General features: G+C 44.0%; 14 protein-coding genes. 6 read left to right on the plus strand and 8 right to left on the minus strand.

All coding sequences use genetic code 11. From position 1 onward, the window contains the following. The coding region (locus tag RID53_RS10545) for a DNA/RNA non-specific endonuclease (RefSeq protein WP_446388055.1) at positions 1–2,390 on the plus strand (2,390 nt) is incomplete at its 5' end. 1,033 nt (positions 2,391–3,423) lie between these two features. On the opposite strand, the gene RID53_RS10550 is transcribed toward RID53_RS10545, so the two are convergent. The 4 genes from RID53_RS10550 to RID53_RS10565 all read right to left on the minus strand — a co-directional run bounded on the left by RID53_RS10550 (position 3,424) and on the right by RID53_RS10565 (position 5,870). Further along, entirely contained in the window at positions 3,424–3,756 is a 333-nt protein-coding gene (locus tag RID53_RS10550; protein WP_446388056.1) for a type II toxin-antitoxin system PemK/MazF family toxin, read from the minus strand. Then, complete coding sequence (locus RID53_RS10555; RefSeq protein ID WP_446388057.1) at positions 3,741–3,935, minus strand: DUF2281 domain-containing protein; 195 nt, start codon at positions 3,933–3,935, stop codon at positions 3,741–3,743. The genes RID53_RS10550 and RID53_RS10555 overlap by 16 nt, the downstream gene beginning before the upstream one ends. A gap of 23 nt (positions 3,936–3,958) precedes the next feature. Then, positions 3,959–4,201: a hypothetical protein gene (locus tag RID53_RS10560; RefSeq protein WP_446388058.1), complete on the minus strand. Its 243-nt coding sequence runs from the start codon at positions 4,199–4,201 to the stop codon at positions 3,959–3,961. A gap of 520 nt (positions 4,202–4,721) precedes the next feature. Further along, complete coding sequence (locus RID53_RS10565; RefSeq protein WP_446388059.1) at positions 4,722–5,870, minus strand: SpoIID/LytB domain-containing protein; 1,149 nt, start codon at positions 5,868–5,870, stop codon at positions 4,722–4,724. A gap of 322 nt (positions 5,871–6,192) precedes the next feature. On the opposite strand from RID53_RS10565, the gene RID53_RS10570 reads away from it, so the two are divergent. The 5 genes from RID53_RS10570 (at position 6,193) to RID53_RS10590 (ending at position 8,988) form a co-directional block, all read left to right on the plus strand. Continuing rightward, a complete protein-coding gene (locus RID53_RS10570; RefSeq protein WP_446388060.1) occupies positions 6,193–6,855 on the plus strand; it encodes a DUF389 domain-containing protein in 663 nt (220 codons plus the stop codon). Positions 6,856–6,872: 17 nt separating this feature from the next. Further along, complete coding sequence (locus RID53_RS10575; RefSeq protein WP_446388061.1) at positions 6,873–7,445, plus strand: DUF421 domain-containing protein; 573 nt, start codon at positions 6,873–6,875, stop codon at positions 7,443–7,445. Further along, positions 7,432–7,566 (plus strand): hypothetical protein, encoded by a 135-nt coding sequence (locus tag RID53_RS10580; protein ID WP_446388062.1) that lies wholly within the window; start codon positions 7,432–7,434, stop codon positions 7,564–7,566. Before RID53_RS10575 ends, RID53_RS10580 begins: the two co-directional genes overlap by 14 nt. A 100-nt stretch (positions 7,567–7,666) precedes the next feature. Then, entirely contained in the window at positions 7,667–8,626 is a 960-nt protein-coding gene (locus tag RID53_RS10585) for a ribonuclease Z (protein WP_446388063.1), read from the plus strand. Between the two features lie 101 nt (positions 8,627–8,727). Continuing rightward, positions 8,728–8,988 (plus strand): ribbon-helix-helix domain-containing protein, encoded by a 261-nt coding sequence (locus RID53_RS10590; protein ID WP_446388064.1) that lies wholly within the window; start codon positions 8,728–8,730, stop codon positions 8,986–8,988. A 149-nt stretch (positions 8,989–9,137) separates the two neighbouring features. Here the strand turns inward: RID53_RS10590 and RID53_RS10595 are convergent, their stop codons facing one another. From RID53_RS10595 to RID53_RS10610, 4 genes are all read right to left on the minus strand, one after another. Then, on the minus strand, positions 9,138–9,734 hold the full coding sequence (locus tag RID53_RS10595) for a hypothetical protein (RefSeq protein ID WP_446388065.1): 597 nt from the start codon (positions 9,732–9,734) through the stop codon (positions 9,138–9,140). A gap of 508 nt (positions 9,735–10,242) precedes the next feature. Continuing rightward, complete coding sequence (locus RID53_RS10600) at positions 10,243–11,250, minus strand: hypothetical protein (protein ID WP_446388066.1); 1,008 nt, start codon at positions 11,248–11,250, stop codon at positions 10,243–10,245. Positions 11,251–11,603: 353 nt separating this feature from the next. After that, on the minus strand, positions 11,604–12,716 hold the full coding sequence (locus RID53_RS10605; protein ID WP_446388067.1) for a matrixin family metalloprotease: 1,113 nt from the start codon (positions 12,714–12,716) through the stop codon (positions 11,604–11,606). Positions 12,717–12,922: 206 nt separating this feature from the next. Then, a complete protein-coding gene (locus RID53_RS10610) occupies positions 12,923–13,924 on the minus strand; it encodes an adenosine kinase (protein ID WP_446388068.1) in 1,002 nt (333 codons plus the stop codon). Positions 13,925–14,281 lie beyond the last annotated feature (357 nt).

Genomic DNA, 14,281 nt, shown 5'->3' on the forward strand with positions numbered 1-14,281 from the left:
GTGGGGAGATTCAGGGGAAGGCGGAGACTGGGTTGAGTCAATCCCAGGGGTATGGGGTTCCCAGTCGGGAAGTACGGAATAAGATTCGGCGGAGTCTGTTTGGCAATTTGGAACAGACGCCTGTGCAGATGCAAGAGGAGGAGGTGAGACTCAAGTCAGATGCGGGCGAAGGGGTGATACAGGAAGGGAATTCTCCACAAGAACAGGAAGCTGAGTCGCAACAGGAAACTTCTCATAAGAAAAATGTGAGGCTAACAGATATCAGCACCAAGTTTTTAATGGATGTGGATGGGGATGGAGAAATGGAGCAGAAACGCCTATTCTTTACAGGAGAAGGAGAGCAAGCGCATCTCATGCTCAATCCTGAGCCAATTCCATTTTTAGACTTCCTGAACACCCAACAAAGTATTAGCAGTGACCAAACAGTAAAAAAAATCGTTAATCACATAAGACAAGAAATAAAAAAGAATATAAGCCAGGAAAGGGGAAAAGAAATAGCCAGCAAACTGCAAGAACTAGCCAATTATTTATCCAAAAATTATAATGTTAGAAGACCTCCATCTTTAGTATCGTTCGAGACAATAAAAATCAGTTATAACAACAAGATCAGCGAATACGTAACCAAATCACTGAAAGCTCAACCATTAAGTTCTAATCCCGGGAAAACGGTTGGTTCAGGTGTGCAGCAGCCGAAGACCGAATTGATGACCGAACTGCGGAAATGGGCGCCCTATGTGCGTGGTCATATGCTAAATGCGAAACTTCATGGACCAGGAGAGGATAAAAATTTAGTTCCAATATCGGTGCCATTTAACAAAAAAATGGAGACCGAAATAGAACACAAACTAAAGCAAGAAGTCCTCGGAAATAACAAGGTCGTTTCTTACACGATAGAACCCCAAAATTGGGGGAAATATCCCGGGGCAAAAAATGCCAAGGCAAATAATGTCCAGAATATATTACCAGCAGAGTTTAAGGTAGAAATATATACAATGCGTCTAAAGAAACTAGGCGCGGATGGAAGCAAAGAAGAAAACTGGAAAAAAGATAAACAGCCAATACTTGATAAAGAATTCACACACGATCAACCAACACAAACCAACTTCAACTACGAAGAAGACCCAAAAAAAATATTACCGGGATATGGAGAAATGAAGAGTGGAGTCTTATATGAAAATCCCGTTCACCAGGGAAGATGGGTGGTGCAAGGAGAAATGCGTTGGCGTAGTTATAGGGGGACGGAACAAATAATATCCTACCCCGACCCCGTCATACTTACCGCCTCCCAGCAAAAGGGAACGGCGACAATGGAACAAAATGGGAACGACCTAATAGTAAAATGCGATGACGCAGCCAAAAAGACAGTAAAAAACCATAAAAAAGAACGGATAAGTAATATAAATAATCTGAAGAAACGAACACAAGAAATAAGTGATTCCCTCAAAGATCAAGAAAACAAAACGGAGGTGATAAAAAAACGATTAGATAAAACTAAGACAAGCGTAAAGGAAATAAACGATATAGCAACCGGGAATGAAAAAGCGGACGAAGAGGATAAACTATATCAACTCCGACAACAAAATGAAACGATGCGAAACAAAGTGCAAGGACTCACGACTTCAATATCAAACCTCGAAAGCGAGATCAAGCAGTTTTGGGAGGAAATGGAAAGTTTGGTCAAAAAAAATATAAGCCAATTCTGGAATGAACAACAAAACCGGGAGGAACAGAACGAAAAAGAGTTGACCAAGAAGGATGAGCTGACTAATGAGATACAGGCAATTTTTTTCCAACTCCAATCAGTCCAAACACAACTAAACCAACTAGAAAGACAAATAAAAGCAATGCCAAGGCAAATCCAGCAACCAAAGAGTAAAGCCAACGGACTAATAGGCATGGACGATAACTATGGAAAAGAGGAACAAAAAGACCCAATGGAAATAGATGAAACAGACAACCAGCTAATAAAAATAGATATAGACGAAGAAAAATTTAGAAACCTGCCAGAAATCGAATTCACTTACCACCAACAAAAAGCAGTTGGAGTTGGAAGTCGAACGGGAGACAGTAGCGGTGGAAAAATGAAACCGAGCAAAAGCAAAAGAAGATCGAAACCATATGAGCGAAACAGTACAATTTCTCATAAGGTGCGAAGCGCAGTAATTAACTATGTAACCCAAAAGGGAAACCAAGTTATATTAGAAAAAATCAATAAATCAAACAACGCTAATAAAATACAAGAATACAAAAACTATGTAGAATATCTAAAAAATGAAATTTCTAATGAAGGAGCTATAGAACAATATAGCAAACAAGAACAAACAGAACTAACAAACGACCTCAAGACAAGGTTGGAAGATAAGGCAGAGGAGCTAAGCGGCAATAAATAATCACAAAGCAAAGTGAAATAGAAAAAAAGCAAAAGATCAACAAGGAAGGAATAGAAAGAGAATGAGCGAACCAATTTTAAAGTAATGAGAGCTTCAGCCAGTAGAGAATTGGCGTGGTCAACCAAAAATGTGAACATAGGCGGTAATCCCCCACACCTTGTCGCTTTGCTCCAATTCAAAATTCACGCATTCAAAGTTCAAAAGCTATTTTTGGTAGTTCTGCTTTCAAATCCGTCACAATGGCAAGATGACCCCGAATTTTCCCAATATGCTTTAATTAATGACTATGATTTGCCGTTCTAATTGAGGCGGGAAGAGGGGAACGGGAGATGGAGAGGAGGGATGCGATTTGCGATCGTCTCTTGAGTCAATTGTATCAATAATTGAGCGTACTTTTGTAAGAGGGCGCACGTCGGTGCGCCCCTACAGGTGGACATATTTTTCCATGATGAAAGTATACCAGAAAAAAGGCGCGATCCCTCTTTAATGTTGAAGGGAGAAAGTGCGATCGCGTTTGGGTTGGGTTGAGGGGAGGAAGTGCGATCGCCTTTGGGTTAGGTTGAAGGGAAAAGTGTGATCGCGTGGTGGTAAGATTTGGGTGTGATGTGCGATCGCGTGGTGATTCGGTTGAGCAGATGGGATGCGATCACGTAGTCTTTGGATTGGGGTTAGATGTGCGATCGCGTGTGAATTAGGTTGAAGAGAAGGGATGCGATTCGCGGGGTGATAAGATTTTGGAATAGGGTGCGATCGCGTGATGATTGGGTTGAGCAGATGGGATGCGATTCGCGATCATATATTGAGTTTAATATAACAATAATTGGGCGATACGTTTGACAAAGGGCGCAACTTGGAAATAGGGCGCACGTCATGTTGGTAAAGGGCGCACGTCATGTTGGTAAAGGGCGCACGTCGGTGCGCCCCTACGGGCGGACACATTTTTCCATATTGAAAGTATACCCCAAAACCTAGGAAAAACCAACCCTTCCAATTCCGGCTAAAATAACCTCTTCTCAGGAATCGTGCCATCAACTCACTGTTGCAAAATCTCCACTATCCGGGCAATTACTTGATCCATCTTTTCCAACTTGAGTTGACCCGCTTTATAGAGGATAATTTGTTTATCTGCCGTAAATAAACGATTAGGTCTGACATTACTACTCTGCCTCAGTCCTCCAGAACTAAAATCATCGGACGCAATGACAACAGCATATTCATCCGTCACAGCCCGACTGGTAATTTGACACAGAATTAAATCATCCCCTGACAATACAGCAACAACTAAAGCCGGTCGTCTCTTCGCTTGAGTCAAATCTGAAAAGGGAAAAGGGACAACAACAACATCCCCTTTTACAAATCTTGCCAAGCGTCATCCTCCTCTGGCTTTAACCAGTCTTTTTGTAAAGAAGATTCACTAACCTGATAGAGTTCTAATGTTTGGGATTTATCCTTAAGCTTCAGAAACCGGAGGAAATCCAGAACTTCTTGCAAAAGAAACTCTGGAGTTTGCTCTATTTCATGGATAATCAATTCTTTGATACTCATCGGTGGGTAGGGTAAGAGCTTGTCTATAGCGATTTGAGAGTGCGATCGTGATCGTCTATGAGGTCAATTATGTCATTGGGCGCAACGTTTGTGACAGGGCGCACGCCACGTTGGTAAAGGGCGCACCATCCGTGCGCCCCTACAGGCGGACAGATTTTTCCCTTGTAAATAATACCAGAAAAAAGGCGCGATCGCACGGGTTCATTCTTCCGTTTACTCTCTTCACTTTGGCGAATGTTTGAAGTTACTCCATAGCTATATAGCAATCCTATTTAGGTTGTGGCAAAATTCCATACTGAAAAATTTTCGGATTTCCATTTTTCTAATTTATGCTCTATTATATCTGTTGCGACCTATTTAGGGCTGCTATACATTTTTCAGTTTTGGCAAAAAGTAATATTTTCTATTCCCTTTAATTGCGCGATCGCGAAGCGTGTGCGAAGCAAGTATCGCACGCCGCACAAAAATCTTGTAACCCTTGCTGGGTGCTGATTTTGGCGGAGCATTTAAGGATTAAAAATAACCAACAGACTCTTGGAGCGTCACCCAGGTGATTATCATTCTCATTCACTTATTCATTCTCAATAAGCCGGTCAATAAGTGACATTCTTTTTGAGGGGAAGAGGGGGGAAATGCTTTTTCTGCCAAGCTTTTGAGCTGCTTGTCACCCCTTCAGAGTTGGGTTTCCTTGCGTTTTCCCAACCTACTCGTTACTCGCTATACATCCCCACCCAAAAAGGGAAAATCATCTTAATCTTTCCCCTTTTTGCGGTACTTTTTCTGGAGTTACGGAAGCTGAGAAATTGCTGCCTGTTGATAATAGTGACTCAAAATCTGTTGATAGTTAACACCCTGTTGCGCTAAATTATGCGCCCCCCATTGACTTAATCCTAATCCATGACCATAGCCGCGACCACTGACTTGAAAACTCCCCCCCATATTACTCACCGTAAACAGGGTGCTTTTCAGTCCCAGCGCCTTACGCATATCATTGCCACTGACACGCTTACTACCGCCTGTTCCCTTTACTCTCATGGTGACAACGCGCCCATGGGGAGTTGTCCGTTCTGGGGTCATAGAGGTGACGCGCCCAACCCCACCAATTCGGCGTCCTAATTCGCTACCGGAAAAGGTTTGAGTCCACTGAAAGACAGGCGATCCCACATCATAATCGGGAACTCCTCGCAAATATGCCAGGGGTTTACTCCAAATATCTTCCACATTTTCTGTGTGTCCACCCGACGAGGAATGGAAAACGGATAGAATCACATCACCGCCGTAGGTCAAAATCTGTCCGGCTGTGGCGTTGACAGCGGTATGAGTGCTTTCGGCTTCAGTGTCCATTCCCTTGTAAACTTGCCACTTGACCGTATCACCAACATCGTAGATGCTATTCCCTGATTCAGCTCGTTTATAGAGGGCGTAGGTACGAGCCGCAACCGCTTGGGCTTTGAGGGCTTCTTGGGGCCAACTCGGACTCATTTCGGAGCCAATCACGCTGTAGAGATATTGCTCGAAGTCAACATGATTAACCGCCGTTAATCGCCCCCCCTTCGCCACTAATCGAGTCCGCCCTCGATACCAGCGATCGCCTATCCAAACCAAACCATCCTCAGTGGGTTCAATCCACAGTGATCCCGAACTCCAGTTACCTAACTGAACCCCACTTCCTCCAGATTGAGCATTAAACCCATTCATTGGCGCCAGTTCTCCCACAGGTTGACCCGCGCTATCGCGAACAATGGCTTTAGTTGAACTTCCCACCTTAACGCGACTGACGCCCTCTTCAATCGCCACCCGTAATTCGGTTAAAGCTTGGGCGGGACTGACTAAAATAATCCACAATAAAAAAGAGAGCCACCAATGACGCCCTCCAGAGCGAATCATTAACTTGAGCATATTTACCACAGTGAAGGGAAAACGTCTAGATGTCATCTGTAAAACTTCCTCATCCGAAGACTACTCTCGGTTTCATAATTAACAGAGATGGAAATGCCAATCTTGGTCGTCGCTAGATTATTCCGTTCCCGATACTGGAACCAAGAATCCGCACGCTGATTTTTGCTCTGGCTAAGATTGCATCCCTTAAAAAGATTGACAGGCATATTTTTAACATGTTTCTTGCTCATCGGCTAGTGCGGGGCGATCCCAGCGGTATAATCTCCTGTCGGGAAAATCTCTCCCATCCCATTTCCTATTGCCTAGAATCCTAGTCCCTAGTTCCTGTTCCCTAGTTCCTGTTCCCTATTTTCTAATCATGGACAAACCAAACGAGTTGATTCAAACTCCCCAGCCCCCTCTGGTTGAACCCAAGATTCTCCAGCAACTCTCGGAAGAAGTGGTGCTTTCACCCTCTTATTTAGTGTTAATGGGCATGGCGGGCATTTTATCCGCCATTGCCTTGTTGACCAATTCGATTCCAATTCTGATTGGTTCGATGATTATTGCCCCAGCGTTTCTACCGTTATCATTGGTCGCCTTTGCCCTAGTTGCAGGTCAACCTAGGCTAGCGCTACGGGGTTTCACTGTGGCTGTAATCGGACTATTCGTGGCGACAATTTCAGCCATGGCGACGGTATGGGTTTTCAACACCAGCGAAATTTTACCCTCTCATGACAATCTTCTGAATAAACCCCTACTAGAAGAACGGGTAGAACCGGGTTGGTATAGTGTTGTGGTGGCTTTAGCGGCGGGGGTGTCTGGGACAATTGCTTTAGTGAAACAGAAAGTCGATACATTAGTGGGAACGGTTGCAGCTTTGGCATTAGTCCCTGCTGCTGCTGCTGCTGCGATCGCGTTTATGTCTCATGATCCACTTCGGGGGGTTGGTGGCTTAGAATTGCTGGCGATTAATGTTGGCTTGATTATCTTGGCAGGTATGATTACGGTGCTGATGATCGGATCTGAACCGTCAAGTTAACGTCAGGGATTAAGATAATGCAGGCAATTGGGGAGATAATTAGCTGGGCATTGGGACTCGAAGCCTCAACACTCAATGTGTGGCAGATGGGATTACGGGCAGCCATTATCTATGGGGCGGCGCTGATCATGGTGCGGGTGATTGGCGATCGCCGCTTTATCGGTAAACACGCGGCGATGGATGTGCTGCTGGGTGTGATTCTGGGGTCTACCTTGAGTCGTGCGATTAATGGGGCTGCGCCCTATTTTCCTACATTAGGCGCAGCGTTAGTTTTAGTGGGAATGCATGGGCTAGTGTCAGCACTGGCGTTTCATGTTGAGCGTCTTGATGTTTGGGTCAAAGGTAGACCCCGGACATTAATTCGTGAGGGTCAAGTGAATCGCAAGGCGATGCGAAAAAGTCATATTAGTGACAGAGATTTAGAGTCATCGTTGCGTCTCAAGGGAAAAATCACCGAACCCACGCAGGTGGAAATGGCTCGTCTAGAAAGCAATGGTGAAATCAGTGTCATGCCCAAACCTAAGCCACCGAGGGTGATCGAGGTGTCTGTGGAAGCGGGTGTGCAAACGGTGCGAATTGAGGTGGATTGAGCGCAGGGAAGATGGGGAAGCAGAGGGAGCTGGGGAAGCAGAGGGAGCTGGGGAAGCAGAGGGAGCTGGGGAAGCAGAGGGAGCTGGGGGAGAGAATTTACAAATGACGAATGACCAATGACCAATGACCAATGACCAATGACCAATGACCAATGACCAATGACAAACTGTAACATGAATAGGGGAGTCTGTTTACCGAGAGAGGTTCAAGGATCAAGTTTGTGCAAATTACATTTTTAGGAACCAGTTCCGGAGTACCCACGCGATCGCGCAATGTGTCCAGTGTGACGTTGCGTCTCCCTCAACGGGCAGAGTTTTGGCTGTTTGACTGTGGTGAAGGCACTCAGCATCAGCTTTTACGCAGTGAACTCAAAACCAGTCAACTTCGCCGCATTTTCATCACCCATTTGCACGGTGACCATATCTTTGGCTTAATGGGACTACTGGCTAGCTGTGGTTTAGCAGGTAATGTTGATCGGGTTGATATTTATGGTCCTCCTGGTCTTAATGATTACTTAAAAGCGTGCGGCAAATACTCTCATACTCGTTTTTCATTCCCCACTCAGGTACACACCGTTAGCCCCGGCATTATTTACGAGGATGAGGAATATACGGTCATCTGTGGAGCGCTTAAGCATCGTGTGACGGCGTTTGGATATCGCATCGTTGAAAAAGATCGTCCGGGACGATTTGATGTGGAAAAAGCCAAGGCATTAAAGATTCCACCCGGACCAATTTATGGTCAACTTAAGCGGGGAGAAGCAGTCACTCTAGCCGATGGACGTAAAATTCAGGGCAAAGACTTGTGTGGAGAACCCGAAATTGGGCGTAAATTTGTTTACTGTACGGATACGGTTTATTGTGATGGAGCAGTAGACCTTGCTCAGGATGCTGATGTGTTAATTCATGAAGCAACGTTTGCTCATCAGGATTCTCAACTGGCATTTGAACGGTTACATTCCACATCAACAATGGCAGCACAAGTGGCGTTAAGTGCTGGCGTTAAGCAGTTAATTATGACCCATTTTAGCCCGCGCTATGCACCCGGAAATAACATTGGGTTAGAGGATTTGCTTAAGGAAGCCCAAGCCATTTTTCCGAAGACCAAGTTGGCGTATGATTTTTTAACTTATGAAATACCCCGACGTCGTGCGCCGGAGTTGGTGGTAGAGGGGAGATGAGGGGTGTGTGAGATTCTCGAAAGTCTTAATGGTAAGGCGCGGGAGTTGGAAGAGAAGATTGCAGAGAATATGGCGCAGTTATTGAACTTGTAGGAGGAACCATGAATATTAGTTTAAAACCGGAACATGAAGAATTCATTAAATCTCAAGTGCTGAGTGGGAGATTTGCCAATCAGGAGCAAGTAATTGATATGGCTTTTCACTTGTTAAAAAAGCTTCAGGGTGAATATGAACAATGGATAGAGGAAACGCGCAATAAGATTGATATAGGGATTGCAGAACTTGATCGAGGGGAAGGATTAGATGGGGACGCTGTTGTCGCGGGGATTTTAGAAAGATTTAAACAAGCACGTCAAGTTTAGAATCCTTGTTTTCTGAGTCGGAGAAGAATGAGGCAAAGGGCAAGCTTTATGAGCTATTAAAACTGATAGTTTAGCAGAGTAAGTACGGAATATTCTATTCTTTAGCTATATGTATGTCCCAGTTTGAAGTGTCTTACTCAACTCATGGGTCAAGTCATATTATCGGGTGTTGAGTCAAATAACTTACCATCTTGTCGCCCTAGATACTCTTGAGCTACTTTCCGATTTGATTCTTCAAACTCTTTCATCAAATCAATTCGTTCCTGAGTTGTAAGTAATTCAGGGCTGATTAAGCTGTCAGGTAAATTGGAGACCATACTGGAAATTGGATTGCCAGAGCTTAAAACTGTATGTTGATACAGCTTTTTTAACTTCCCTCGTGGTTGATGCAGCCTACCCTGATAAATTTCATTTAAAAATCGCATAATTTTAATAAGCTTTATACTAGGTGTAATATTTTTATTTGGACTAGAAAAATTCAATTGAATCTCATTTAAATTAATCTCTACAGCCTTTAAAAAATCATTGCTCAATCCATCCTTTAAATTCGTTTTATCAAACACTCTAACTATTACATTTTCTTTGCCAAATAGCTTTTTCCAACGTTCCAGTAATTGATAATAGTCTCCAAAATTTCTGTTCTCTTCAATATATTTTATAGGACTATTCCAATAACGACACAATTTAATATATTCACAGTAAAATGACATAAAATAATCATCCTGTTTTCTTAGGTAAACTATCACTTTAGTTTCGTACCTTGACAGATGCTCTTTTAGTAGAGAAAGTCGATTATCATTAATCGTAGACAAATCTTCTGCGCTAATTAAAACCTTGCTTAAATCAGACTTCTTTGTATTAATTTCTCTATGAAGATCCTCCCAATCACCAGCATTAGGATCGTAAGCCTTGCATTCTTTATCTAGTGCCCAAAATAAATTATGATGCCCTGACTGAAAACAGTTAAAGTTTGGATTTATAGTTATACCAGTTAAAGTTTGGATTTATAGTTATACCAGAAGTAGGATAAAGTATGCCATGAGTTAATAGGTTTTCCTTATTTTTTAACAATAAATTTTGTAGGGAAGTCGTTCCAGTCTTCGGTGTACCAATATGGAGATAAACTGTAGTCATACTTTTGGGCATTAAAGTTTATTTAAAAGGTAAATGAATAAATTTAGACGAGACTTTTACACATTGTTGCACTTGAGTAAGTTTTTTTTATTTTCTAACGAGTCTCCTCTAAATTGGCTATCAATTCAAGCGATAACGAACCTTAGGAATCACCGAACGAATCCCAATACTTTTAACCTGCGCTCGCACCGCAAAAGGTAAACCACTCAAAGCTGGATGTCCCCTAACCAGCTTATACCACCATCCAACCCAACTTCTAGGCGGTTCTAACCAATCCTGTTGGGTCTCATTCAGTACATCTTTGTAACGACGAGCTACACAAGCATAGGGAGAAACTGATTGGTAAATCCGTTCCGAGTCTTTCGCCAACCAAGGCTTTACTCTCATTGCATGAATGACCGGAGGCATCCCGTGTATTAAACTCATGACTCGTTGAGCTACAGTATAACCTCGTAGGGTCAGGCATTGGGCAATATCTCGCCCGTATCTTAATAACTTAACCGGCATAGCCTGATAATGTTTAGCACCCAATAAAGCAATAAATAAACTGTCATCACCTTTAGCATGAATCGGTCGTTCATTCCCTGGACGAGTTTGCCAGTGCTGATAATTCGGGTCTCTGAGCATATCCCGCCAGTGTTCCAGAAAATTTCTGTGGGATTGCGTCACCCGCGAACAGCAACTTGATGGATCGCGTGGGAAGCTGCGCCCTGGTTCTAAACCCCATGGTATTGTGCGGTCATGAGTTTTAGAACCTCTCAGACCTGGAAGTTCAGAGGCGACCAGTACATCATCCGGTTGCTCAAGCAGCACTTTGGGCAAAGACCTAGACAGAATCATATCGCTGTCCATCCAAATTGCTCGACCATAGCCTTGGTCTAACGCCCAGAGTAATACATCCGGTTTCACATTATACCCCGTCGCCTCAGTTGGGACTTGCTTATGCAACGATACACGATGATCGCTAACCCAATTCTGCAAGTCAGCTGTAGCGTTAGGGGCAAAAACATGGATACTCGCTTCGGGAAAATTCGCTTCGAGACTTACGACAAGAAGCTTAACCCCAATCTCGTAGTTGGGTCTATTTTCATAGATCACTACCGCTGTATCACTATCCTGGTTTGACATGAGACTTGTCTTTTAAAGAAATTGGTGAGAAAAACCGCAGTTATAAAATTTAGCTTATGGTACTCCATTACAGGATGATAAACAAGTCCTAATTCTAAGCGATCGCGTCAATTCGTTACCCAAGACTCAACCCCCGATAAGGCGGTAGAAGACCAAAACGCCCCTAATCTAGACTATTGGTAGGATACTCGTCCTGCCATTCCCAACTAGCAAGGGCGTTGGGTTACGCGCCCTGTTCAACGCATTAAAGCCAAGGATCAAGTCGGGGCGGGTTTAGTCACATCTGGGTAAGGTCAGAAACTCTAGTAGTAAAACCCGCCCCTACACACTCAAAACGCCCCACCTGTGAAGATTTACCACATCATTACGGCTGTTTCTCCAGCGCGATCGCTATAGTAGAGACGGATACGTAATACATATCGACGCCCCCGAAATAACCTGACCTTAATCTCGGCATTATAGTCTTCGCCACTATCGTCATCCCCGGTAAGATAGCGAAGTTCACCATTGACCTCTTCAAATAGAATCATAACGGTATCCGATATACCAAAGGTGCGAATCGTATAGGATCGTGTCGCATCAGGTTCAATACGGAAGTTCATCTGTTCCCCAGGTGTGAGGGTTAAGGGAACTGATTGAAAGGGTTTTAGTTCGGTGTAATCTTTCTCGTCTAAGAGTGGATAAAACTGCTTGATCCACGTTTTATCCCGTTCTGATAACCCAGGTGCTGGAGTTAAACCATTCCGATATTTTGGTGGTTCTTTAATTAAACCCGCACCAAAGGGATAGTGCATAATTGAGTCGGGGTCCCAGTTTGACCCTTGCACCGTATCCGGGTTAATTTTACGAATGATATTGTAATAGGTGGTGTCCCGATCCCAATTATTCGGAGGTTCTGCGAGTGCAGCGTAAACGGCTTCTTCATCCCACACAATTCCAGCATTAGGGTTTTGGTGTTCGTGGGGAAATCCTAGAGTATGACCAATCTCATGTATGGCGGTGTCAATTTCTCCAGGATAGCGGGTTAAATCCCAACCAAAATTCATTGTCCGCTCATCTCGTCCAATATTGAGAACATCTCTGCCAACATAAGACCAAGCGCCATCTCCACGCTGGAAGCCAATCCGGATTTCGGCTTCGTCTGGTGAGTTCACTTCCTTGAATTCCAGTCCAATACCCACCTGCTTCCAGACATCAAAGGCTTTACGGACAACATTTTTTTCGGTCTCAGTCGTTGTCCAATAGGTTGGCTGATCGAAGAAATAATAATGTAAGATTGTGCCGTTCACCCATTTCTTATCCAGAAATTGGATCAGATTGGCACGATTGCGATCTACAATCCTTGACAAGTCACGCGGGGCAACTTCAGGGAGTGAGCAATAAGAATAGTTCCCTCCTTGATCAGCCAATATGGATGCCGCTGATTGCTCTTGTTCATTGAATGGGTTGGTATTTGATTGAACCATCAGAGTTCTCCTAATTTAGTAATTTGTCAAAACACTGATTTCACGGATTTCTTGGGGAGATAGAGGTGGGGAGGTGAGAGCTTATTGACACTGATTACACAGAGAATTTAGTTCTCTCATCAAAACAAAATAGGATGATTGGGATTTTAAGCGTCATTGGTCTTATGTCATTTGCTTCCCCATCTCCCCTATCTCCCCTATCTCCCTCATCTCCCCCCGCTCTTCTCTAATAAAGAACGAGTCTCTTGGGTGTCCATGCGGGGACCGAAACTCGTCACCAATTTTGCTGCCGCTTTAGATCCTAACTCTCCGGCTTGAGCATAACTCATACCATGAGTCAGTCCGTAAAGAACTGCCCCTGCATACATATCTCCGGCGCCAACAGTGTCAACTGCTTTAACAGGTAATGCATCAATCTCAATTATCTCTTGTCCATCAAAGATTACCGATCCTTTCGGTCCACGGGTAATCGCAAACCCCTTAGCTAACCCTTTCAAGTAATCAACAGCAACCGTGAGATCCTCAGTGTCCGCCATTTTTAGGGCTTCACTTTCATTGGCAAAGAGGAAATCCACCCCTGAACCGATGATTTCGAGCAATCCATCTTTAAAGAACTTCACCATATTGAGATCAGACAGAGATAGGGCGATTTTTTGACCTGCGGCTTTGGCAAGATCTCTGGCTTGAATCGCCGCCGCTTTGCTAGCAGCACCCGTGACCAAATACCCTTCAATATAGGTATATTTGGACTGTGCGATCGCGTCGGGGACTAATTCTGCTTCTGAGAAGCTCGCCGAAATTCCCAGGAACGTATTCATGGTGCGATCGGCATCCGGCGTGACAAACACTAAGCATTTACCCGTAATTCCAGCTTCGGGGGCATGGTATTGCAGGTTTGTGTCAACATTAAAGCGGAGCAAATCCCCCAGGTAAACCTGTCCATCTTCATCATTAGCGACTTTACACGAATAGAAGGCTTTACCCCCAAACTGGCTCAGGGCAATCATTGTATTGGCAGCCGATCCCCCACCGCCGCGCTTCATTGATTGACCCTCTAAGCGTTTCAGAATCTGGTATTGATGATCTTCTTCAATTAAAGTCATCACCCCTTTATCAATGCCCAGTTCCTGGAGTAACTCTGGGGAAACTTCCAATTCAATGTCCAGTAGGGCATTACCGAGACCATATACATCGTATTGTTGAGTCATGTTAATTCGTGGCTAGATCCCTCGTCCATACTGGGTATGGGTTTCCCAGGAAAGCCAAGCTCCTAATTATCGTCCTGTTCAATCCAACTGCTATCCTATAGTGCCATCCGTTACTACTCAAGTGTGAGTCATGAACTGGATTTGATATAGCAGCTCTCTTGACAGGTGAGGACATTCTTTACTCATCTCTCGCTCTACGCAAGCCTTACAAGTGAAGGCACTCTTGATTATGACACGTAATGTTCAATGATAGTCTTCTTCCAACAGAGGGGTTTAGCTTTGTTTACCTTACACAGCCAATCCGCTTATTTATTTGAGATTAAATCTATTAAAATAAGGGGGTTTGGGCTTCCATTT

The organism is Coleofasciculus sp. B1-GNL1-01 (genome assembly GCF_040220235.1).
Taxonomy (GTDB): Bacteria; Cyanobacteriota; Cyanobacteriia; order Cyanobacteriales; family Coleofasciculaceae; genus Coleofasciculus.